The sequence below is a fragment of the Streptosporangium oxazolinicum genome (genome assembly GCF_039537505.1).
In the GTDB taxonomy this organism is placed as follows: domain Bacteria; phylum Actinomycetota; class Actinomycetes; order Streptosporangiales; family Streptosporangiaceae; genus Streptosporangium; species Streptosporangium oxazolinicum.
The window spans coordinates 140,020-162,375 of the sequence record NZ_BAABAQ010000019.1 but is presented as its reverse complement, the minus strand read 5'-3'; the positions used below and the strand labels follow the sequence as shown (position 1 = coordinate 162,375).

Sequence of the window (22,356 nt, the reverse complement as noted above, 5' to 3'; positions counted from 1 at the left end):
TAGAACCGCCGAGCACTGTGTGTCCAGCCGGAGAACCACCTCCGGCGTGAGCCGACGTCTGAGCGATGAGGATGAGGATGGGTGCTGCTACGAGGTCCCGGTCACGCAAGCCTGCCACCACGGCAGGGGCCGCCGCGTTGATGCTGGCACTGGCCACCGCATGCTCCGCCGGCGCGGACGGCGCGGACGGCGCCACGGCGGGGGGCGCGAGCGCCACCGGGGAACCCAGGAGCGGCGGCACGCTGCGCCTGGCCGTCGAGAAGGAACCGGAGTGCCTGGACCCGCACCAGAGCCCCACCGAGTCCGCTCGGGCGCTCACCCGGCCGATCGTGGACTCGCTGGTCTACCAGGACGTCCAGGGGAGCATCCGTCCCTGGCTCGCCACGAGCTGGAAGGTCTCGCCGGACCGGCTCGCCTACACCTTCGAGCTCCGCCAGGGCGTGACGTTCACCGACGGGGAGAGATTCGACGCCCAGGCGGTCGTCGACAACCTCGACCACGTGGTGGCCCCGGAGACGAAGTCGCTGCTCGCCGGCAGCCTGCTCGCGGCCTACCGGTCGGCCAAGGCCGTCGGCCCCTCCACGGTCGAGGTCAGGCTCAAGCGGCCCGACTCGGGACTCCTCGGCGCGCTGGCCCTGCCCAACCTGGGCATCCAGTCCCCCCGCACGCTCAAGGGCTCCCCCTCCGCGCTCTGCGCGAAGATCGTCGGAACCGGCCCGTTCCGCAGTGACACGGGGTTCGTGCCGCAGAAGGGCATCGACTACGTCAAGAACCCCTCCTACGACTGGGGGCCGGAGGGGCGCCAGGGCCCGGCGCGGCTGGACCGGATCGAGGTCAAGGTCGTGCCGGACAACGCGGCCCGGCTGGGCGCGCTCACCAGCGGCCAGGTCGACGCGGTCACCGCGCTGTCGCCGACGAGCCTCAACACCGTCAAGGACCAGCCCGGATTCACCCTGCACTCGACGCCCTACCCCGGCGTCAACTACAGCTACTGGCCGAACACCGCGAACGGCCCGCTCAGCGACGTGAACGTGCGCAAGGCGCTGCGTGCCGGCATCGACTGGGGACAGATCGTACGGAACGTCTACTTCGGGGTGTACAAGGGAGCCCAGGGCGTGCTCTCGGCCAGCACACCCGGCTACGACGGCTCGCTGGCCCAGGCGTACGCCCACGACCCGGCCGGTGCGGCGCGGCTGCTCGACCAGGCCGGCTGGACCGGGCGCGACGAGGCCGGATACCGGACGAAGGACGGCAAGCGGCTCACCCTGCGCCACATGTGGTCCGACGGATCCGTGGCCAACCTCGCCACGCAGATCCAGTCCGCGGCCAAGCAGCTCGGCGTCGAACTCGTCGAGGAGAACCTCGACGGCGGGACCTTCGTCAAGCGCCTGCTCGACGGCGACTACGAACTGATCGACACCAGCTTCACCGCCCCCGGCCCGGACGTGCTGCGCGTGCTGTTCGGCGCGGACAACATCCCCACGCCCGAGCGCGGCATCAGCAACAACATGGCACGCTACGACAACCCGGAGGTCGAGGCCGGTTTCCGGCGCGCGCTCGACGCCGAGGACCAGGCCGGGCAGCACCGCGCCTACGCCGAGGTGCAGAAGCGCGTCACCGAGGACGCCGCGGTCCTGCCCGTCTACTCACCCCTGTCCACGGTGACCGTACGCGACGGCGTCCGGGAGATCGGCTTCAACGCCGACGGCACGCCCGACCTGTACGGCGCATGGCTGGCGTCCTGAGGGCGCCCGTGGCCGAGGCGGCGGCCGTGGACCCTCCTCCACGCCGCCGCACCGGCCCGGCGCGCCTCGTACTGGTACGGGTGGCCGCCTCGGCCGCCGTACTGTGGGGAGCCGTCACGGCGACGTTCCTGCTGCTGCGGGTGATGCCGGGCGGCACCGCCGACGTGCTGCTCGCCAGGTCCGCGGTGACCCCGGAGGTACGCGCCCGGATCATCGCCGACTACCGGCTCGACGACCCGCTCGCGGCGCAGTACCTGGCCTACCTCGGCAGGATCGCGCGGGGGGAGTTCGGCGAGTCGTACGTGCTGCGCAGGCCGGTGTGGGACGCGATCGGATCCCAGCTCCCGCACACCCTGCTGCTGGTCCTGGCGACCCTGCTGGTCACGCTGGTCGCCTCCGTCCTGCTCGCGGTGGTGAGCGCGAACCGCCGACGGTGGGTGCGGTCGTCGTTCTCCGCGGCCGAGTCGCTGGTGGTGGCGCTGCCGCCCTTCTGGCTCGGGCTGCTGCTGCTCACGGTGTTCTCCTTCACCCTGCACTGGTTCCCGGCCATCGGGTCCTCCTCCCCGTCCGGCCTCGTGCTGCCGACCGCCGCGCTGGCCGCCGGGCCGGTCGCGGTGATGACGGGGGTACTGCGGGACGGGCTGCTGCGCGCGCTGGAGGAGCCGTTCGTGGTGACCGCCCGCACGCGGGGCATCGGCGAGCTCGCGCTGCGCCTGCGGCACGTGCTGCGGCACGCGCTGCTGCCCGCCACCACGCTCCTGGGCTGGATCGCCGGCTCGCTCATCGGAGGCGCGGTGATCATCGAGATCGTCTTCTCCCGGCAGGGGATCGGCCGGCTGATGCTGTTCGCGGTGGAGAACAAGGACATGCCGGTGGTGATCGCGATCGTGCTGCTCACCGCCGTCGTGTTCGTGCTGGTCAACATCGTGGTCGACATCCTCGTCTGGATGATCGACCCCAGGACGCGAGAGACGGGGGGTTAGCCATGGCCAAGGGTTTCTGGCCTGCGGCGATCGTGCTGGCGCTACTGGCCGTGATGGCGCTCTTCCCGTCGCTGTTCACCGGGACGGATCCCGACACGGCGGACCTGAACGCGACGCTGCGGCCGCCCAGCGGCGCGCACTGGCTCGGCACCGACCAGAACGGCCGGGACCTGTACGCCAGGATCGTGCACGGAGCCGGCCCCTCCCTGCTGATAGGCGCCGGAGCGGTCGGGCTGGCGCTGGCCGGGGGCGTCCTGATCGGGGTCGCCGCCGCGCAACTCGGCCGGGCCATGGACCAGGTGCTCAGCAGGTCGCTCGACGTGATCCTCTCCGTCCCCGGCCTGCTGCTGGTGTTCCTGGTCGTCGCGGTCCTGGGACCCGGCGGCGGCCCGGCCAGCGTCGGCCTGGCGGTGATCTCCCTGCCGGGCTTCGCCCGGGTGACACGCGCGGAGGTGATCAGGCTGCGCGGAGCGCACTACGTCGAGGCGGCCCACGGGTTCGGCTGGTCGCGCGCCCAGGTGGTCCTGCGGCACATCCTGCCCAACGCTCTCGGCCCGGTCATGGTGCTGGCGACGGTGACCCTGGGAGCGATGATCGTGGCGGGCTCCTCGCTGAGCTTCGTGGGTCTCGGCCCCCAGCCGCCGACCGCGGAGTGGGGCGCGATGCTCGCCGACAGCCAGGAGTTCCTCGCGATCGCCTGGTGGCCGGCGGCGTTCCCCGGGGTCGCCATCACCGTCGCGGTCCTGGCCATCACCGTCGTCGGCGGGCACCTGCAGCGGCGGATCGAACGGGGACGGACATGAGCCCGGCCTCCGAGGACGCGACGGAGAAAGCGGAGACGGCGGAGACGGTGGATCGAGCGGAGGCGGTGGGTCGAGCGGAGACGGACACGAGCCCGGCGCCCGGGGACCCGGGGGAACTGCTCTCCGTCCGGGACCTCACCGTCGGCTTCGCGACGGGCCGAGGGCACGTCGACGCGGTGCGGGGCGTGTCCTTCCGGATCGGCCGCGGGCAGGTGGTGGCGATCGTCGGCGAGTCCGGCTCCGGCAAGAGCGTCACGGCGCGCAGCCTGGTGGGACTGGCCGGAGACGGTGCCGACGTGCGGGCCGGGGAACTCGTTTTCGACGGGCTCGACCTGCGCCGGGTACGGGGCCGCCGCTGGCGCGCGCTGCGCGGGCGGCGCATCGGCTTCGTGCTGCAGGACGCCCTGGGCTCCCTCGACCCGCTGCGCCGCGTCGGCACCGAGGTGGCCGAGCCCCTGCGCGAGCACCGGATCGTGCCCGCGGGACAGATCGGCGACGAGGTCGTACGGCTGCTCGGCTCGGTGGGCGTCCCCCTGCCCGCGAGCCGGGCCCGCCAGTACTCGCACGAGATGTCGGGCGGGCTGCGGCAACGCGCCCTGATCGCCTCGGCCCTCGCCGCGCGGCCCGACCTGCTGATCGCCGACGAGCCGACGACGGCGCTGGACGCGACGGTGCAGCGGCAGGTGCTCCGGTTGCTGCGCGAGCGGGCGGGCGAGGGCACGGCGATCCTGCTCATCAGCCACGACCTCGGCGTCGTCACGGAGATCGCTGACCACGTGTACGTGATGAAGGACGGGCGGTTCGTCGAGGACGGCCCGGCACGGCAGGTGCTCCAGGCGCCGTCCCACCCCTACACCAGGACGCTGGTCGCCGCCGCGCTCGGGCAGGGACGCGGGCCCGCGCGGGGCACGGGCACCGCGCCCGCCGGACCGGACCCGGCCCCGGACCCCGGCCCCGGACGAGTGGTGCTGCGCGCCGACGGGCTGGTCAAGCGGTACAAACTGCCGGGCAGGGGCGCGTTCACCGCGGTGGACGAGGTGTCGGTCGAGGTACGGGCCGGTGAGACGCTCGGGATCGTCGGCGAGTCGGGGTCGGGGAAGACGACCGTGGGCCGGCTGCTGCTGGGACTGGCCGCGCCGGACGCCGGACGCGTCGAGGTGAACGGGCGGACCTGGACCGAGCTGCGCGGCCCCGAGCGGCGGACGGCCCGCCGCCGGATTCAGATGATCTACCAGCATCCGCTCGCCTCCTTCGATCCCCGCTACACCGCGCGACGGCTGCTGGAGGAGCCGCTGCGCGCCGAGCGCGCCCCCGGCGCCGAACGCGCGCGGCGGGTGGCGGAACTGCTGGGGCACGTCGGCCTCGACGAGGGGGTGCTCGACCGGCGGGCACGGGAGCTGTCCGGAGGCCAGCGGCAGCGCCTCGCCATCGCGCGGGCGCTCGCCCCGCGACCGGACGTCATCATCTGCGACGAACCGGTCTCGGCCCTGGACGCGGTGATCCAGGCGCAGGTCCTCGACGTCCTGGCCGACGTTCAGGAAAGGCTCGGCGTGGCCTACGTATTCATTTCCCACGACCTGGGCGTCGTCCGCCGGATCAGTCACGAAGTGGTGGTGATGAAAGACGGGAAAGTGGTCGAGTCCGGCGACACGAGAAAGGTATTCGAAGCCCCGGCGCACCAATACACAAAGACCCTTCTGGACGCGGTTCCCCAGCTCTATCGGGCGGGCCCGGCCGACGCACAAGCAATTCTTAACCCGCACTGAACCGGCCTTGCCCCATATTTCATTCCTGCCTAATGTCGTTGTCGTCGCACGGCAATGGCGCCGTTCCTTTCTTGTCTGGCCGAAGGATGGAAATGACGGAAGCTCCGCCGTACCCGCAGAAACGCACATGTCCCTACGAGCCGCCGCCCGGATACCAGGAGATCGGCGAGCGGGGGCCGGTGCTCAAGGTGACGCTCTTCGACGGCCGCGAGGCGTGGATGGTGACGGGGTACCGGGAGTCGCGGGAGATCCTGACCAACCCGAACCTGTCCTCGCAACGCACCCACCCCGGGTTCCCCATCGTCGCGCCCCGGTTCCGCTCGCAGATCGCCCGCACCCTGGCGCTCATCGCGATGGACCCGCCCGTCCACGACACCTACCGGCGCTACCTCAACCCGCACTTCAGCCTCAAGACGGTCCGAGGGATGCGCCCCCAGCTGGAGGAGATCGTGTCCGGGTACATCGACGCGATCGTCGACCACGGCCCTCCCGCCGACCTGGTGCCGATGCTCGCGGTGCCCCTCCCGTCCCTGGTGATCTGCCGGCACCTCGGCGTCCCGTACGAGGACCACGACTTCTTCCAGGACGCCAGCGGCAAGGTGATGCTGGGCACCGAGGAGGAGTCGGCGACGGCGGCCCAGGACCTGGTCGACTACATCGACCGGCTGGTGGCCGCGCAGATCAAGGACCCCACCGACGGCCTGCTCGGCACGCTGGTGCGGGAGCGGGTCATCCCCGGCGACGTCGGACACGACGAACTCGTCTCGATCGCGCTGGTGCTCCTGATCGCCGCCCACGAGACGACCTCCTCCTCCCTCGCCCTGGGCATCATCACGCTGCTGGAGCACCCGGACCAGCTGGCGCGGGTGCGGGAGGACCCCGCCCGCCTGCCCGGCGCGATCGAGGAACTCCTGCGCTACATCGCGACCACGGACCTCGTCGCGACCCGCGTCGCGAAGGGGGACATCGAGATCGCCGGTCACCTCATCCGGGAGGGGGAGGGGGTGCTCGTCTCGGGCACGCTGGCCAACCGGGACGACCAGGTGCACCTGCGGGCCCACGAGTTCGACGTCCTGCGCGAGGACACCCATCACCTCACCTTCGGGTTCGGCATCCACCAGTGCCTCGGCCAGAACCTGGCCCGGCTCGAACTGGAGATCGCCCTGCACCAGCTGCTGACCCGGATCCCGGGGCTACGGCTCGCCGTGCCCGTGGACGAGCTGCCCATCCTCGGCGCGGGCACCGTGCAGCGGGTGCTGCAACTGCCGGTCGAGTGGTGACGCCGGATGTGGGTGCGGGCGGATCGGGAGCGCTGCATCAGCGGCGGACGCTGCATGGCCACCACCTCCGACGTCTTCGACCAGGACGATGACGGCCTGGTCGTCGTGCTCACCCCGTCGCCCGCGCCGGAGGAGGAGGCACGGGTCCGCAGGGCCGCCTTCCTCTGCCCGGCACAGGCCATCCGGATCAGCGAGAGACCACCGGAGGGCTGACCTTCCCACAGGTCCGGACCGGCCTTCTACGAAGGCCGTCCGGAGAAAGCAGAGAAAGAGAACATGACGCACTCGACGCACTCGTCGCGGGAGGCCGTGCGGCTTCCCTCGTTGACCGGGATGAGATTCGTGGCGGCGTTCCTGGTGTTCGTGTGCCACGCCTGCGTCCTGGGTTTCTTCCACCAGGAGACCGCCGCCTCCCTGCAGACCTTCGCCTTCGCCTCGGGCTGGCTCGGTGTGGAGTTCTTCTTCGTGCTGAGCGGGTTCGTGCTGACCTGGTCGGCGCGGGAGGGGCAGTCCAGGACGGGCTTCTGGCGCCGGCGCCTGGTCAAGGTCTACCCGGTCCACGTGGTGACCTGGCTGGCCGCGCTCGGCCTGGCCGTGTGGGCGGGCCAGGCCGTGGACCTGCCCAAACTGCTGCCGAGCCTGTTCCTCGTGCACACCTGGCTCCCCCAGATGGACGTGGTCATCACGATCAACGTCGTCACCTGGTCCCTCGCCTGCGACCTGCTCTTCTACCTGGCCTTCCCCTTCCTGCACGCGCTCGTCCGCAGGATCCCCGTCCGGCGGCTGTGGTGGGCGGCCGGCGCCGTCGCCGCCGTGATCGCGCTGCTGCCCGCCGTCGCCCTCCTCGTCCTGCCCGGGACGCCCCAGCTGCCCGGCCAGGACATGTCCTTCGTGCAGAACTGGTTCCTGGTCTCCTTCCCGCCGATCCGGGCGCTGGACTTCGTCCTCGGCATCATCATGGCCCGCATCGTGCTGACGGGCCGGTGGATCCCGCTGGGCGTGGGCCGGGCGCTCCTGGTCCTGGCGGCCGGATTCGCCCTGCAGGCGTACCTGTGGCCGAGCGTCTACGGGCTCACCGCGACGATCGCCCTGCCGCTGGCCCTGCTGATCGCGGCCGTGGCCGTCGCGGACGAGCGGGGCGCGCCAACGCCGTTCCGCAGCCGGACCCTGCAGTGGCTGGGCGGGATCTCGTACGCGTCGTACCTGACGCACTTCCTGGTCCTGCAGTTCGGGCACATCGCGATCGGCGCCGGCCGGACATGGGACGCGCCGGCCGCCCTCGGTGTCATCACGGTCCTGTTCGGGATCACGACGGTGGTGGCGTGGGCGCTGAACCGCCTCGTCGAGGAACCCGCCATGCGCGCGTGGGCCCGCCCCCGCCCCCATCCCCGGCCGGTCACCGGCGCGCTCCAGCCGGACCCCCCTTCCCCCTCCCCGGAACCGGCGAGCTGACGATCCCCTCCCGCCCCCACGGAGACGAGCGCAAACGAGACGACAGGAGGTACCACATCGTGACCACTCCCATCCCGGCCGAGGACGAGCGGCTCTTCGCCTACCCCCAGGACCGGAGCTGTCCCTGGCAGCCGTCCCCCGGCTACCGGGAACTGGGGGAGGGGGGACCACTGCACCGGGTAGGACTGTGGGACGGAAAGTCCATCTGGATGGTGACCGGGCACGCGCAGGCACGGCGGCTGCTCGCCGACCCGCGCATGTCGGCCGACCGTTCCCGCGACGACTTCCCCGCGGTCCTGCCCCGGCTGGACGCCCCCATCTTCAAACCCATCGCGATCATCGGGTTCGACCCGCCCGTGCACGACATCCACCGCCGCCTGCTCGCCCCCGACTTCAGTCTCAAGCAGGTACGCGCCCTGCGCGGGAGCGTCGAGGAACTCGCCGGGAGGCTGGTGGACGACATACTCCGCAAGGGGCCGCCCGCGGAGTTGATCGAGGACTACGCGCTGCCGATCCCGTCCATGGTGATCTCGGAGCTGCTCGGCGTGCCGTACGACGACCACGCGTTCTTCGAGGCGATGACGGTGGGGCTGCTGCAGGCCAAGAGCGCGCGGGACGCCGAGGCGGCCGGTCAGGCGCTCTGGGACTACCTGGACAAGCTGATCACCGTGAAGGAACGCGAGCCCGGCGGGGAGGGGGTGCTGAGCCGGCTGGTGGGCCAGGTCGACGAGGACGGCGACCTGACCCGGGAGGACCTGGTGCGCATCGCGCTGGCGCTGCTGATCGGAGGGCACGACACGACGTCCCAGATGATCGCGCTCGGGGTGGTCACCCTGCTGGAGCACCCGGACCAGCTGGCGGCGCTGCGCGCCGACCCGGGCGTGCTGCCCGCCGCGGTGGACGAGTTGCTGCGCATGGTGTCGGTGACGGATGTCTCGGGGGTGCGGGTGGCGACCGAGGACATCGAGATCGACGGACATGTCATCCGGGCCGGTGAGGGAGTCCTGGTGTCCTCCTCGATGACCAACCGCGACCCCGAGGCCTTCCCCGACCCGTACCGGTTCGACGTCCGTCGCGCCGGCGGGCACAACGTCGCCTCCGGCCGCCATCACCTCACGTTCGGGTTCGGCATCCACCAGTGCCTCGGCCAGAACCTGGCGCGGATGGAACTGGAGGTGGCGTTCGCCGTCCTTTTCGACCGGATCCCGGAGCTGCGGCTCGCCGTGCCGCTGGACAGGCTGCCCACGCGCAGCGGAGGCACGATGCAAGGTGTCCACACCCTGCCCGTCGAGTGGTGAGAGGAGACACGATGAAGGTGACCGCCGACCGGCGTCGCTGCATGGCCGCCGGCCACTGCGCGATCAGCGCGCCCACGGTGTTCGACCACGGCGAGGACGGCCTGGTCGTCGTCCTCGACGCGGATCCGGGCGAGGACGCCCGCGAGGCCGTGGAGACGGCCGAGGACCTCTGCCCGTCCCGCGCGATCGCCGTCGCGCCCGCGGTCACCGAGCGGGTACCGAGCGGGTGACCGCGGGCTCGGCACGAGCCTGGCGCGGTTCACAAAAGCCCAAAGGCTCAAAAGCTCAAAAGGGGCAAAAGCCTAAAGGCTCGAAGGGCCGGTGGAACGCGACGCCGCGTTCCACCGGCCCTTCGACCGACCTGCCCTTTGCCTCCCGGCCGCCCCCCGGCTGCCCCGTCGGCCGCCTCAGCGGTCGACGAACCGCATGCTCTGCTCGTTCCAGCGCTCCCCGTACACCTCCTCCGGGGGCACGGCCGCCTCCACGGCGGCCAGGTCGGCCGGGGTGAGGCTCAGGAAGGCGGCGTCGATGTTCTCCTCCAGGTGAGCGCGGCGCCTCGTTCCCGGGATGGGGATCACGTCCGGACCCCGGTGGTGCAACCACGCCAGCGCCAGTTGCGCCGCGGTGATCCGCAGCTCGCGGGCGAGCTCGGCGAGACGGTCGGCGAGGGCGAGGTTGCGCGGCAGGTTGTCCGGGGCGAACCTGGGCAGCCCGAAACGCCGGAAGTCGCCCTCCTCCAGCTGCTCCGGGGAACGGATGGCGCCGCTGAGGAAGCCCCGGCCCAGCGGGGAGTACGGCACCAGCGCGATGCCCAGTTCCCGGCACGTCGCGACGATCCGGTGCTCGATGTCCCGCGACCACAGTGACCATTCGGTCTGCAGCGCGGCGATCGGGGCCACCGCGTGGGCGCGGCGGAGGGTGTCGGGTCCGGCCTCGCACAACCCGATCTCACGGATCTTCCCGGCGGCGGCCAGCTCGGCCATCGCGCCGACGGTCTCCTCGACGCCGACCTCGGTGTCGACGCGCGTGAGGTAGAACAGGTCGATGTGGTCGACGCCGAGCCGCCGCAGCGAGGCCTCGCAGCTCCGCCGGACGTAACCGGCGTCCCCCCGGACGGCGGCGCCGACGCCGGGGCCGGGGCGCACCACGCCGAACTTGGTCGCCACGACCGCCGTCTCCCGCCGTCCGGCGACGGCCTTGCCGACCAGTTCCTCGCCGGCGCCGTGGCCGTAGACGTCGGCGGTGTCCAGCAGCGTCGCCCCGAGGTCGAGGGCGCGCCGGATGGTCGCGATCGACTCGCTCTCCACCGTGGCGCCGTAGAACTCCGACATGCCGAGGCAGCCGAGGCCCTGCGTGCCCACGGTCAGGGAGCCGATCCTGCGCGTGGGGAGTCGTGTCAGGGTCATCTGCGCTCTCCGTCCCGTTATCGGAGGTAGACGACGATCGACGACTCGTAGGTGTCGTGGGCGTCCTTGACCAGTGGCCGGAACTGGCGGAACCCGATGGCGCCGCGCAACGGTCCCTCGACGACGACCGCGGGGAAGGTGGCGGCCTCACCGGCGGTGAGCCGGGCGTCGTCGACCAGGCCGCCGGACCGGATGACGTTGCCGTCGCGCAGCCGGATCTCCTCCCCGAAGTAGGCGATGAAGTGCCCGTCGTGCTCCTGTTTGTAGAGCATGCGGCCCGCCCCGCTGGTGTGGCCGAGCGGTTCGCCGTCCGGGCCGAATATCTCAAGCCGCACGGTGGCGAAATCCTTCTCGGTGGGGGTCGTCCCGGTGGGGTCGGGATTGCTGGACTGGTACTCGACGACCTTCTCGGTGAGGTCGCGCAGGATCAGCGACCGGCCCGGCCTGCCGAGGGCGCCGACCCGTTCCGACGTGGTTTCCGGCGGGGCCGCGACGTACGGCAGTGCCCAGGAGCTCACCGTGTCGAGCACCGGTGAGATCCGAGCGGACAGCACGCGGAAATCCATGATCGCCTCCTGGGCGGCATCCCGAGCCGCCGTCCGGATCGCGGAGGCTCGCAGGAACCGACATTAGGAAGAACAGCTCAAGTGGTTCTAAAAGCGTGCGGCGTAGTCGTGGCCGGCCGCTTTTCGCCGGGTGGCCAGGGCGAGTTCCATCCGGGAGCTCACCCCGGTCTTCCGGTAGATCCGGGTCAGGTGGACGTCGACGGTCCGCATGCTGATGGTGAGCCGGTCGGCGATCTCGCGGCGCTTCATGCCCGTGCAGATGAGCAGTGCGATCTCACGCTCGCGGTGCGTGAGCCGGCCGAACATCTCCACGGGCCCGGCCTCCGGTTCGAGCTCCGCGGGAACCGGCACGGTCACCTGCCTGCCGAGCCAGTCGAGCATGGTCACCGCCCCCGACCGGTGGGCCATCTCGGCGGCGAGCCTCGCCGTGCGGGACGACCGGTCGGCGTGGCCCAGCTCGCCGAGCACGCGTGCCGCCTGCCCCAGCGCGTAGCACTGCTCGATGCCCATTCCCACCGACGCGAAGCGGTCGGCCGCGTCGTGATAGCACTGCGCCGCCTCGGCGAGCGAACCCCGCACGCGGCACAGGTGCCCCCGGGTGAGGTCGGCGTAGGCGAGGTTGTGCGGCATCGGAACGGCGCGGGCGTGTTCCTGGCTTCTGCGCACCCAGCCGTCCAGGGGCATTCCGGCGTCCATCCCGGCGGCGCACAGCATCTCCCAGACGGTGTTGCGGTAGGCTACGGGGACGGTCCGCAGGTCGGCTCCCTTGCCCTCGTTGAGCAGGAGGGCGACGCAGTGCGTGGGGTCGCCGTCGAGCCACGCGCACCTGGCGAGGGTGAGCGCGGCGATCGAGGCGCTTCCGTTGACGTTGGCCTGCGACGGCGACTGCCGGGCCAGTGCCTGTTGCGCGAGGGACCTGGCCCTCCCGCTGCCCACCGGCTGCATCCAGACCTCGGCCGCGGATTTGAGCGCGACCGCCTGGGTGTGCCGGAGGGAGTTGTCCGGACCGGACTCGATGATGGCGGCGTTGGCGGCCTCGCGTGCCTGTTCGAGCTGCCCGAGGTGGCGCTCGGACTCGCTCAGCAGGACCAGCAGCGCCGGGAGCAGGAAGATCCGCTGGCAGTGACGGGCGACGTCGACGCCCCGCCGTACCTGCCGCTGGGCGTCCACGTAGTGGCCCAGGTAGAGGTGGGCGAGGACGACCACGAACAGGCTCTCCAGGTGATGCGCCACCAGGCGCTCCGGGGCGCGGTCCAGCATCTCGCCCGCGGCGGTCGCGTCGGCCAGCGCCCGCTCCACCTCGCCGGAGAAGGTCGCCTCCAGCGCCCGGAGGCCGAGCAGGCCGGCGGCGGTGAGATCGTCGCGGCCGGTGCGGGCCGCCTGGAGGGCCTGCTCGGTCTCGGCCCTCCCCGGGATCCGGCCGAGCATGGTCGTACGGAAGCCCCGCGCGAACACCAGGCGCGGCCAGACCGGCGAGTGTCGCAGGTCCGGCCGGGCGAGATACTCGTTGAGCAGGCCGAGGGTCTGCACGTCCTGGCTGAGCACGGCCTCGACCATCGACACGGAGGCGACCTGCCCGGCCAGCACGAGCGGGTCCACCGAGCCGCCGGACTCGTGCACCAGGAAGAGCAGGTCCCGGCTCTCGGTCATCCGCCCGATCCGCGCGAACGCGGTGCTCAGCGCCAGCCGGGCGCGCATCCCGATCTCGCTGGAGACGGGTGCCTCGGCGATCACCGGTGTGAGCCAGGAGACGCACTCGGCGACGTCGGTCTCCATCATCTCGTAGGACGCGTCCACGATCCGCGTCAGCTCGCTCGCGCGGACCCGTGACAGCGAGCTGACCAGGTGGAAGCCGAGCTGCGTGCCGACCTGGCCGCGGGCGGAGAGCAGGCGCAGGGCGCGCTGGTGGGCGCGGGTGGCCCAGTAGGGGTCGATCGTCCTGCGCAGCAGCGTGCCGAAGACCTCGTCCCGGACGGAGAACAGCGCGCCGACCGGCTCGACCCGCACCAGGTCGCGCCGGACCAGTCCGCGTACGGCGGCCGAGACCACCAGCCCGTCCAGTTCGGCGACCTCGGCGAGCAGCTCGACGTCGAACCGCGAGCGCAGGATCGCCGCGGCGTTCAGCACGTAGCGCTCGTTCAGCGTGAGGCCCCGGACCTCGGTGAGCACGGTGAACTCGAACGGGGCGACGGCGGTGTCACTTCCGGACCGCGCGCTGTGGTCGAGGGACTGCAGGGCGCGCAGGTTGAACGGGTTGCCGCGGCTGCGACGGCGGAGATCGTACGGAGGGGGGACGGGCGTCATGGCGAGCATCTGCTCGTCGCTGAGCGGTTCCAGCTCGATGCGCGAAGTGCGGCCGAAGGCCGCGCTGAGGGAGACGGCCTCGGTGAGCGCCTCGGGCGTCTGCCGGGGGCGCAGCGACACGACCACGTCCACCAGCGGCGGGGAGGCGCCCTCGGCGATCCCGGCCAGCTCGTGAATGGTCCGCTCGTCGGCGAGGTGGGCGTCCTCGATCACCACCAGCTCGCGGTCCGGCTGCCGCCGGTGCCGTGACAGGCCGGTGATCCCCGGTGACTCCCGGTGGCGCTCGGAGGACAACCGGGCCCGGCGCAGCATCTTCCTGACGGTGTTCATCGTGCCCTCCCGGTCGCCGCGCGAGCAGCGGTAGACGGCGGCGGGCAGCACGGTCCACTGCCGGTCCCGCACGAGCGCGGACAGCAGGTGCGTCTTGCCGGCCCCCGGTTCGCCGACCACGGCGATGAGACGCCCTTCGCTTCCGGGCTGCCAGGTCAGGTGCTGCAGTCTGTCCAGTTCGGCGGTGCGTACCACGGCGACCGGCGCGGCGTCGGAGAGGCTCTCTTCGTACGAACTCATGTCTGTGAAGACCCCAGGCGTTCGTGAAGGAAAAACGACGGGTGGCCCTGATCGCGCTCCCTTGGGCGTACGGGCCGGCGTTTCCGGTGGTGACGGGCCGCGGGGGTCGGGTGCTGGCCCCCCGGTCCGGCGCTGACGAAAACCACTATAAGCCTACCTAATTAGTTGGTTTTTATCATCACCCGTCGATGGAGGACCGCACGGTGAGCCGGATCGCCTGCCGGTGGGGGACGGCGGGCGGGCCGGTCCGGCCCGTTCAGGGTTCCCGATCGCGCGTGGTGATCCCCTCCAGGACGAGGCGGAGGAAGCGGGGGCTGCCGTCCCTGCCGGACGAGGACGGCAGGGACTGCTCGCGCACCCAGGCGGCGCCGCTGAGGAGGTCGAACAGCTCGTCGGGGGTGAGGTCGGCGCGTACCAGGCCGGCGGCCTGCGCGGCGCGAAGCAGGTCCGCGCCGCCGTGGTGCATCGCGCTGCACATGGCGTGCGAGGGGGTCCCCTCGTCGTACATGCTCTGCGCGAGGATGCCGACCAGTCCGCGGAAGGTGCTGAAGTGCCGTACGGCCTGCTCCATCCACTCCGACAGCGCCCGCAGCGGGTCGGGGGAGGAGGCCAGCCGCTCGGCGTGGGTGACGAGGTCGGCCAGTCCGTCCCTGGTGGCGGCCTCCACCAGGGAGGCGCGGGAGGGGAAGTGCCGGTACAGCGTGCCGATCGCCACGCCGGCCTGGGCGGCGATGTTCTCCAGCGACGCCTCGGAGCCGTCGGCCTCGAACGCCTTGCGGGCCGCGGCCAGGATGGCGTCGTAGTTGCGCTGGCCGTCGGCCCGCCTGGGGCGTTGGGCGATGTGGGGCGTGCCGGTCATCGAACCTCCCGCTTGACATACTGAGGCGCCCTCAGCTTGACTCTTCCTCATCCAAGCTGAGACTTCCTCAGTATAGTTCCGGCCTCTAACCTGAGGGTGCCTCAGTATGTGTCCGGGTGATCGGCCTTGTCGGCCTTGGAGGTTTCATGAGTACCGACAGCGTCTCCGACGGCGTTCCGGCCCGGGAGGCCCCGGCCCGGCCGTGGGCCCTCACGCTCACCGCGATCGTCGGCGCGGAGTTCATGCTGCAGCTCGACGGCACCATCGTGAACGTCGCGCTGCCGACCCTGCAGTCCGACCTGGGACTCTCGATCACCGGCGGGTCGTGGGTGCCGAACGGCTTCCTCCTCGCCTTCGGCGGGCTCCTGCTGCTCGCGGGCCGGCTCGGTGACGTGCTCGGCCACCGCCGGGTCTTCCTCGCCGGGATCGGGCTGGTCGTCGTGGCCTCGCTGCTGGCCGGTCTCGCGCCCAACCTGGAGATCCTGCTGCTCGGCCGGGTCCTTCAGGGTGCCGGCGCGGCGATCGCCGGACCGACCGGCCTGGCGCTGCTGGCGATCGTCTTCGAAGGGGAGCGACGGCAGCGCGCCTTCGGCCTGTACTCCACCGTCACCGGGCTGGGGGCCTCCGCCGGCATGGTCCTGGGCGGCGTGCTGACCTGGGTGGGGGACTGGCGCTGGAGCCTGCTGGTCAACGTGCCCCTCGGCCTGCTCATCATCGCCGTCTCCGCCAAGGTGCTGGGTCTGCGCGACGAGGCCACCCGGCCCCGCCCGCTCGGTCTCCCGAGCGCCCTGCTGGGCACCGTGGCCGTCACCGCCGCCGTCTACGGCCTGGTACGCGCCGCCGAGAACGGCTGGGGCGAGACCGGAGCCCTCATCTCACTGGGCGCGGCGGTCGTGCTGGCGGCGGCGCTGCTGGTGTGGGACCGGCGCACCGAGGAGCCGCTCCTGCCGCTGGCGGTCTTCGCCGGGAGGCAACGGGCGGGAGCCCTGCTGTGCCTGCTGCTGCTCGCGGCGGTGCTCACCGGTTTCCTGATCTACCTGGTCCAGTACCTGCAGGGCGTGCTCGGGCTGGACGCGCTGCTGAGCGGGCTCGCCATCCTGCCCTTCGGCCTGGCGCTGCTCGTCTCCACCCAGCTGCTCACCAAGCACATCGCGTCCGTGAGCCTGCAGGTCCGCGCGTTGCTCGGCCTGGTCGTGGTGCTGGCCGGAGTGGCGTGGCTGACCCGCCTCGGCGCCGACAGCACCTACCTGACCGGCGTGCTCCCGGCGCTCGTCGTCTTGGGCCTCGGCGTCGGCGTGGCCATCATCCCGTTCAACATGATCATTCTGACCACCGCCCCGGCCGAGTACGCGGGCGTCACCGCCGGCCTGCTGCAGACGGCGCTGACCGTCGGAGGGTCGCTGGGCCTGGCGGCGCTGCTGATCCCGTTCACCGGAGACGGCGGCGGCATCGCGGAGAACATCTCGTCGGTATTCGTCTGGGCCTGCGCGGCGATAGCGCTGGCCCTGGCGGTGGCGCTGCTCTTCTGGTTCGGCCCCGGGGCGCGCCGGGCCGAACCGGCCTAAGGCCTGTTTTGTGGATCTTCGCCGTGGCGAGGATCGTCCAGGTGGATGTCCCGCAAGGCGGAGGAGGAGTTCATAACGGAGTTATGGGCGACGACGACAACGCCGCGGGGCGCCGCCTGGGCGACCGCAGTAGGCGAAAAGATCCACAAAACAGGCCCCAGGGCTGAGCGGGACGTGAGCGAGCGCCGGCACCGTCCTGCGAGGGGGACGGTGCCGGTGTCTCAGCCCGCGATCGCGTAGTCGGTGTCCGCCTCGAGGATCGCGAACTGCAGCCTGCGCATCGTCCTGCGCGGATCGAGACCGAGTTCCTCCCGCAGCGCCTGCCGGGCGGACTGGAAGACCTCCAGCGCCTCGGCCCGCCGCCCGGAGCGGTAGAGGGCCAGCATGAGGTGCTCGCGAAGGTTCTCGTTCAGCGGGTGCTCCTCGACCCACGCCGACAGGTCGCCGATCAGCTCCCGATGCCTTCCGAGCCGCAGCGAGCAGCGCGCGACCGTCTCCAGGCACTCCAGCCGCACCTCCTCCGCCCACCGGGCGAAGGTGCCCACGATGAGCCCGTTGTTGATCCCCGTCAGGACCGGCCCTCGGAACAGGCCCGCGGCGGCGGCGGACACCTCCAGCGCCCGCTCCGGATCGGTCTCCGGCACGGCCCGCCCCTCGGCGTGCAGGGCCCGGAGGAGGAACACGTCGACCGACGACTTCTCGACCTCCAGCAGGTATCCCTGCGCGTGGGTCCTGATCGTCGCGCCCTCGACCGCCGGTTGGACGAAGTTCTTACGCAGATGGGAGATGTAGACGTGCAGCGCGGCACGGGCCCGCCGGGGCGGCGCGTTTCCCCACAACTCGTCGATCAGCTCATCCGTCGAGACCGGCTGGTTCGCGCGGATCAGCAGGGCGGCCAGCAAGGTCTCCACCTTGGGCGCGTTGACCGTGCGCGTTCTCTCGTCCACCAGTTGGAGTGGCCCGAGCAGTTCGTATCTCATCTGTCTCCCGAGTGGCTTGAGCCTGACATCAAGTGGTGATCGGTCCTTTTTGTCAGCTGGCGCCATTCTTGCGATGGATGAGCCGGTTGCCATCAGCGGAAGTGCGTACGACCCCGCCACCGGGTGCGTAGTCGCCGTAGTCACCGTCTCCGATTGTCACCACGACGCGCCCGGCGACCGGCCGCCGAGGAGGCCGGCCGGTGACGCTCCTTCGGCCCGTCTGCTCGTCGCCGGGACGACGTCCGCGGATCCGGCGGGATGCGTGCCGTCCCCTCGTACGTCCCCCCCGCTCCGCGCGCATGCAGCATCGTCCCCGCGGCTAAAGGAAGGCTTTCCTCTTGTTCAACCCGTACGTACACGGACCTGGAGACGGTCCTGTGGACGGGGTACCGGCGAGAAACGTGCCACGGGCGGCATCGGTGTCGTGCTCGCTTCCCCGGTGGCCTTTCCGCCACCGGGGTTCATCGCAGGGTGAGCGGGGTCTCGGATTCGACGCGGGTCAGCTTCTCCGGGTTGCGGACGTAGTAGAGGCCGGTGATGCGGTCGTCCTCGACCCGGAGCGCCATGACGCCGTCGATCTCGCCGTCCAGGCGAAGAACGAGCGCCGGGTTGCCGTTGACCACGGTCGGGGCGACGGTGAGCGCCGCCCCGGCCTTGCCGACACTACCGACGATCATGCGGACGACCTTGTCGGCACCGATGATCGGCCGTAGCGCGGCCTGCTTGACGCCGCCGCCGTCGGCCATGAAGACGACCTCGGGGGCGAGCACGTCGAGCAGGCCCCGCAGGTCCCTGGTCTCGGCCGCGCGCTGGAAGGACTCCAGGACCGCCCGGGTCCGGCTCGGGGAGACCGCCTCGCGAGGGCGCCGGGCGTCGACGTGACGGCGGGCGCGGTGCGCGATCTGGCGGACGGCCGCGGGGCTCTTGCCGACGGTGGCCGCGATCTCGTCGTAGCCGACGCCGAAGGCCTCGCGCAGCACGAAGACGGCGCGCTCGGTCGGCGACAGCGTCTCCAGGACGAGCATGAGCGCCATCGACACGCTCTCGGCGAGCTCGACGTCGCAGGCCACGTCCGGCGCGGTGAGCAGCGGCTCGGGCAGCCAGGGGCCGACGTACGCCTCCTTGCGGCGCCTCATGGCACGCAGCCGGTTGAGCGACTGCCGGGTCGTGATCCGCACCAGGTAGGCGCGCTGGTCGCGCACCTGCCCCACGTCGACCCCGGCCCACCGCAGCCAGGTCTCCTGCAGGACGTCCTCGGCGTCGGCCGCCGACCCGAGCATCTCGTACGCGACGGTGAACAACAGGTTGCGGTGGGCGACGAACGCCTCGGTCGCCGGATCGGTGGCGTGGTCGCTCATCTCCCGCTCTCACTCCTCGACGGCCGGCCCCGGTCGCCGACGGTCTTCAAACGCGTGTCCACATCCGAGGCCTCGGTCCGCAGCAGCCGCCGGCGCCTGCCATCCTTCGCCCAGGCCGGGAAGTCGAGCGAACCGGGCCTGCGCGCCTGGTACGCCAGCTGCCAGAGGATACCCTTGCAGATGAACTCCTTGAGCTTCGCGCCAGGACGGCCGCCCAGGTAGAGCCCCATCGCGACGTCGTTCCTGTGGGCCATCTGGAAGATGCCGGCCTGGCGCCCCAGGCTGACGCACTGGGCGATGAGCGCGAGGGCGAGCGGCGCGGGGGGTTCGCCCGCGATCCGGCTGAGCACCGTGTCGGCGGCGTGCGGGCCCAGCTGGACCGCTGCCTGGCAGCTCATCCGGAACGGCAGGTCCGACGGTGCCGCCGCATCCCCGGCCGCGACGACGCGCACGTCGTCCACGCTGGTCAGCGTCTCGTCCGTGCGCAGGCGGCCCAGGGCGTCGGTGCTCAGCCCGCTGCGCGCGGCCAGGTCCGGCACGCCGAATCCGGCGGTCCAGATGGTCACCTCGCTCGGCAGCTCGCGGCCGTCACCGAGCCGCACGGCGTCGCCGGTCACGGCCGTCACCGTCGCGCCGGGGCCGTCGAGCACGGTCACCCCGAGTTCGGCCAGCCGCCTGGCGACCGAGCGCCGGCCCCGCGGGTGCAGGTACGGGCCAAGCACCTCGCCGCAGACCAGGGTCACGGCGCGGCCGATCTCCGCCAGCTCGGCGGCGGTCTCGATGCCGGTCGGCCCCCCTCCGACCACCGTCACCGCGGCTGTGACGGGAGTGGTGTCGAGGACCGCCCGTAGCCGCCGTGCCTCCTCGAAAGCGGCGATCGGGTAGGCGAACTCGGCCGCTCCGGGCACGCGCGGGTCGGCGCTGCCACTGCCGACCGCGTAGATCAGGTAGTCGTAGCCGACCGTGCCGCCGGTCGCCAAGGTCACGCGGCGCCCGGCCGCGTCGATCCGCGTCACGGTGTCGACCACGAGATCGACGCCCTCGGCCAGGACGTCACGGTAGTCGACGGCCGCGTTGTGGGAACCGCCCACCAGCTGGTGCAGGCGGATCCGCTCCACAAAGGACGGGCGCGGGTTGATCAGGGTCACCGTCACGTCGTCGCGCCGCGTCAGGCGATTGGCCGCCATGACGCCGGCGTATCCGCCGCCGATCACCACCACATCGGTGTTCTCGGTCATGGTGTCTCCTTCGTTCCAAGAGGGTTCGATCTCAAGACACCGCGTGACCGGCCGTTGTGACAGGGCGTGAGGCAGATCACTCCGCGGGCGCGCGCCACGCCTCGCCGTGGGGGCGGGCATGCGCTGTCAGTCCCGGTTGGCGATCTCCCTGAGGAAGACGATGCCGTCGATCATGTCGAGGTGGGCCGGGTCCAGCGGGAAGTAGGCGTGGTCCGGCGAGACGCGCGGGCTCGGTTGCGCGAGGGCTTCGGCTAGGTGGCGGGCGTCGACGAGGGAGTGGTCCCAGGGGAGTGCGGACAGGACGCCCTCCACGGTGTCCGGGGGCGGGACGTCGACGCCGACCGTGCCGAGGGCCGAGGCCAGGAAGGCGTACTGCTCACCCAGGTACGCCTCGGTGATCGCCCCCGCGCTCCACCACTCCAGCGACTGGTCACCGAACGGCATGAGGGTCTTGTTCCGCTGCAGGTGGAGGTTGTGGGCGAAGACCAGGGCCGGGCCGCGCTCGGCGACGGCACGCAGGTTGGCGGCCATCATCGCGTCCCGCAGGGCCGACAGCCGGGTCCAGCGTGCCGGGGACGCGTCGGCCATCCAGTAGTGGTAGCGGAGCAGGCCGGTGGCGGTGCGCCCGTACAGTGCCGCCCGCTCCCTGTCCCGCGCGCTCAGCCGCGGCGCTTGCGTGTCGAGCAGCGCCACCAGGTCGTCGGCGACCAGCCGCAGCCGCTGGGCGTTGGCGGACCGGCCGATCGACAGGGATGGATCCATCGCCGTGGCCTCGTTCGACCACCGGTCGTCCGGGCCCAGCAGCGTGTCGAGGGTCTCCTCGGTGTAGGGGAGCGGGCCGTCGAGGAGGGCGTGGAGGGCGGTGAGCGCCTGGCGCGGGCTCGCCGCCCAATACTCCAAGGGGCCGTCGAACCCGAAGAACCGGAGCTTTTCCTCGTGCTCCTCGTTGTACGCCCGCATCCAGCGTACGAGGTCGCGGTTGGCCGGGAGCGCGCCGAAACCGTGGCTGAAGCCGCGTTCCATGACGTCGTCGAGCGTGCCCGTGCCCGTCGTGACGTAGTCGTCCACGACCAGGCCCATGAGACAGTCGCTCTCGATCGTGAACGACCGGTAGCCCTCGTGCTCGACGAGGTACTGGAAGATCTCGTTGCGCACCTCGCCCAGTTCCCCCGCGAAGTGCCTCGCCTCGCCCAGGCCGAGCAGCAGGGGCCGGGCGGGAAGGGATCGGAGGAAGGCCGAGATACCCGTGCCGTCGAGCGGCCGGGCTGTGTCCTTGATGTCCATGGCCTCAACGGTATCGTTGAACTTTCGATGTAAACTTTGACGGAGAAATCCCTGATTTCGCCGCGATAAACCTTCAATCGGCGATGCGCCCATGAGGTTGGCGGGCCCTGAGAGGCCGGTGGCGGCGGGGTGGACACGGGCCAAACTCGTGCCGCTGCGAGGTCGCCGCGATTCCTGCGCGAGCATCCCGGCCACGCGCTGGGCGGCTGGCCGCTGCCGGCCGATTGATTTCGTACAGGAGTGACAGCTCACGACCCGCTAATTTGGGGGCACCCCAAAGCAGAGGAGAGCCCCGTGGGCAAGGTGGTCATGTACAGCTCGGTGTCGGTGGACGGCTTCGTCGCGGACGAGAATGACCAGCCCGGACCGCTGTTCGACTGGTTGTCCAGCGGTGACGTCCCGTTGGACGAGAGCGGTGAGCTGAAGGTGTCGCAGATCTCCTACGACTACACCCGGGCGTACTGGGATCAGATCGGAGTCACGATCGTCGGCCGCCACGTCTTCGACCTGACGGACGGCTGGGACGGAAAGCCTCCGGGCGGCATCGACCACGTGGTCGTCGTGACGCACCGGCCGATGCCCGAGGGCTGGGACTCCGAGGCACCGTTTCACTTCGTCGACGGCGTCGAGGCAGCCGTGGCCAAGGCGCAGGAGCTCGCGGGGGACCGCATGGTCGAGGTCGCCGCCGGCGACGTCGGTGGCCAGGTGCTTGCCGCGGGCCTGATCGACGAGGTGCGCATGGACGTCGTACCCGTCGTGTTCGGGTCCGGCAAGCGCTACTTCGGGTCGGTCCACGCGCAGCACCTGTTGGAGGATCCTGACGTGATGATTCAGGGCAACCGGGTGCTTCACCTGCGCTATCGGGTGCGTCGTTGACCGATCTGAGCGGGTACGCGAAG

19 protein-coding genes are annotated in these 22,356 nt (G+C 71.4%); 11 read left to right on the top strand and 8 right to left on the bottom strand.

The genetic code is table 11. The features are described 5' to 3' along the window. The first annotated feature begins 77 nt into the window (after positions 1-77). From ABD817_RS36745 to ABD817_RS36705, 9 genes are all read left to right on the top strand, one after another. Complete coding sequence (locus ABD817_RS36745; protein WP_344923044.1) at positions 78-1,745, top strand: ABC transporter substrate-binding protein; 1,668 nt, start codon at positions 78-80, stop codon at positions 1,743-1,745. Next, positions 1,730-2,728 (top strand): ABC transporter permease, encoded by a 999-nt coding sequence (locus ABD817_RS36740; RefSeq protein ID WP_344923043.1) that lies wholly within the window; start codon positions 1,730-1,732, stop codon positions 2,726-2,728. Before ABD817_RS36745 ends, ABD817_RS36740 begins: the two co-directional genes overlap by 16 nt. A gap of 2 nt (positions 2,729-2,730) precedes the next feature. Beyond that, entirely contained in the window at positions 2,731-3,531 is an 801-nt protein-coding gene (locus ABD817_RS36735) for an ABC transporter permease (protein ID WP_344923042.1), read from the top strand. Beyond that, the gene (locus ABD817_RS36730) at positions 3,528-5,297 is read left to right on the top strand and encodes a dipeptide ABC transporter ATP-binding protein (protein WP_344923041.1); all 1,770 of its coding nucleotides are present in this window, start codon (positions 3,528-3,530) and stop codon (positions 5,295-5,297) included. The genes ABD817_RS36735 and ABD817_RS36730 overlap by 4 nt, the downstream gene beginning before the upstream one ends. Positions 5,298-5,389: 92 nt before the next feature. After that, positions 5,390-6,577: a cytochrome P450 gene (locus tag ABD817_RS36725; RefSeq protein WP_344923040.1), complete on the top strand. Its 1,188-nt coding sequence runs from the start codon at positions 5,390-5,392 to the stop codon at positions 6,575-6,577. 6 nt (positions 6,578-6,583) lie between these two features. Next, positions 6,584-6,790 (top strand): ferredoxin, encoded by a 207-nt coding sequence (locus ABD817_RS36720; RefSeq protein WP_344923039.1) that lies wholly within the window; start codon positions 6,584-6,586, stop codon positions 6,788-6,790. Between the two features lie 63 nt (positions 6,791-6,853). Beyond that, positions 6,854-8,029 (top strand): acyltransferase family protein, encoded by a 1,176-nt coding sequence (locus ABD817_RS36715; protein WP_344923038.1) that lies wholly within the window; start codon positions 6,854-6,856, stop codon positions 8,027-8,029. Between the two features lie 59 nt (positions 8,030-8,088). Continuing rightward, complete coding sequence (locus ABD817_RS36710) at positions 8,089-9,327, top strand: cytochrome P450 (protein ID WP_344923037.1); 1,239 nt, start codon at positions 8,089-8,091, stop codon at positions 9,325-9,327. An 11-nt stretch (positions 9,328-9,338) separates the two neighbouring features. Continuing rightward, entirely contained in the window at positions 9,339-9,557 is a 219-nt protein-coding gene (locus tag ABD817_RS36705; protein ID WP_344923036.1) for a ferredoxin, read from the top strand. Between the two features lie 177 nt (positions 9,558-9,734). On the opposite strand, the gene ABD817_RS36700 is transcribed toward ABD817_RS36705, so the two are convergent. From ABD817_RS36700 to ABD817_RS36685, 4 genes are all read right to left on the bottom strand, one after another. Beyond that, positions 9,735-10,733, bottom strand: a complete 999-nt coding sequence (locus ABD817_RS36700) for an aldo/keto reductase (protein ID WP_344923035.1) — start codon at positions 10,731-10,733, stop codon at positions 9,735-9,737. A 17-nt stretch (positions 10,734-10,750) separates the two neighbouring features. Continuing rightward, positions 10,751-11,299 carry an allene oxide cyclase barrel-like domain-containing protein gene (locus ABD817_RS36695; RefSeq protein WP_344923034.1) on the bottom strand — a complete coding sequence of 183 codons (549 nt, stop codon included), beginning with the start codon at positions 11,297-11,299 and terminating at the stop codon, positions 10,751-10,753. An 87-nt stretch (positions 11,300-11,386) separates the two neighbouring features. Then, positions 11,387-14,173 (bottom strand): helix-turn-helix transcriptional regulator, encoded by a 2,787-nt coding sequence (locus ABD817_RS36690; RefSeq protein ID WP_344923033.1) that lies wholly within the window; start codon positions 14,171-14,173, stop codon positions 11,387-11,389. 256 nt (positions 14,174-14,429) lie between these two features. Further along, on the bottom strand, positions 14,430-15,032 hold the full coding sequence (locus ABD817_RS36685) for a TetR/AcrR family transcriptional regulator (RefSeq protein WP_344923032.1): 603 nt from the start codon (positions 15,030-15,032) through the stop codon (positions 14,430-14,432). 146 nt (positions 15,033-15,178) lie between these two features. Between ABD817_RS36685 and ABD817_RS36680 the strand changes: the two genes are divergently transcribed. Further along, entirely contained in the window at positions 15,179-16,597 is a 1,419-nt protein-coding gene (locus ABD817_RS36680; protein WP_344923031.1) for an MFS transporter, read from the top strand. A gap of 221 nt (positions 16,598-16,818) precedes the next feature. Here ABD817_RS36680 and ABD817_RS36675 read toward each other — a convergent pair whose 3' ends face one another. The 4 genes from ABD817_RS36675 to ABD817_RS36660 form a co-directional block, all read right to left on the bottom strand. Then, on the bottom strand, positions 16,819-17,577 hold the full coding sequence (locus ABD817_RS36675; RefSeq protein WP_344923030.1) for an AfsR/SARP family transcriptional regulator: 759 nt from the start codon (positions 17,575-17,577) through the stop codon (positions 16,819-16,821). Between the two features lie 461 nt (positions 17,578-18,038). Beyond that, positions 18,039-18,935 (bottom strand): RNA polymerase sigma-70 factor, encoded by an 897-nt coding sequence (locus ABD817_RS36670; RefSeq protein WP_344923029.1) that lies wholly within the window; start codon positions 18,933-18,935, stop codon positions 18,039-18,041. Continuing rightward, positions 18,932-20,173 carry an NAD(P)/FAD-dependent oxidoreductase gene (locus ABD817_RS36665; RefSeq protein ID WP_344923028.1) on the bottom strand — a complete coding sequence of 414 codons (1,242 nt, stop codon included), beginning with the start codon at positions 20,171-20,173 and terminating at the stop codon, positions 18,932-18,934. Before ABD817_RS36665 ends, ABD817_RS36670 begins: the two co-directional genes overlap by 4 nt. A 126-nt stretch (positions 20,174-20,299) precedes the next feature. Next, positions 20,300-21,457: an erythromycin esterase family protein gene (locus ABD817_RS36660; protein ID WP_344923027.1), complete on the bottom strand. Its 1,158-nt coding sequence runs from the start codon at positions 21,455-21,457 to the stop codon at positions 20,300-20,302. A 294-nt stretch (positions 21,458-21,751) separates the two neighbouring features. Between ABD817_RS36660 and ABD817_RS36655 the strand changes: the two genes are divergently transcribed. Continuing rightward, positions 21,752-22,333 carry a dihydrofolate reductase family protein gene (locus tag ABD817_RS36655; RefSeq protein WP_344923026.1) on the top strand — a complete coding sequence of 194 codons (582 nt, stop codon included), beginning with the start codon at positions 21,752-21,754 and terminating at the stop codon, positions 22,331-22,333. Positions 22,334-22,356: the final 23 nt, after the last annotated feature.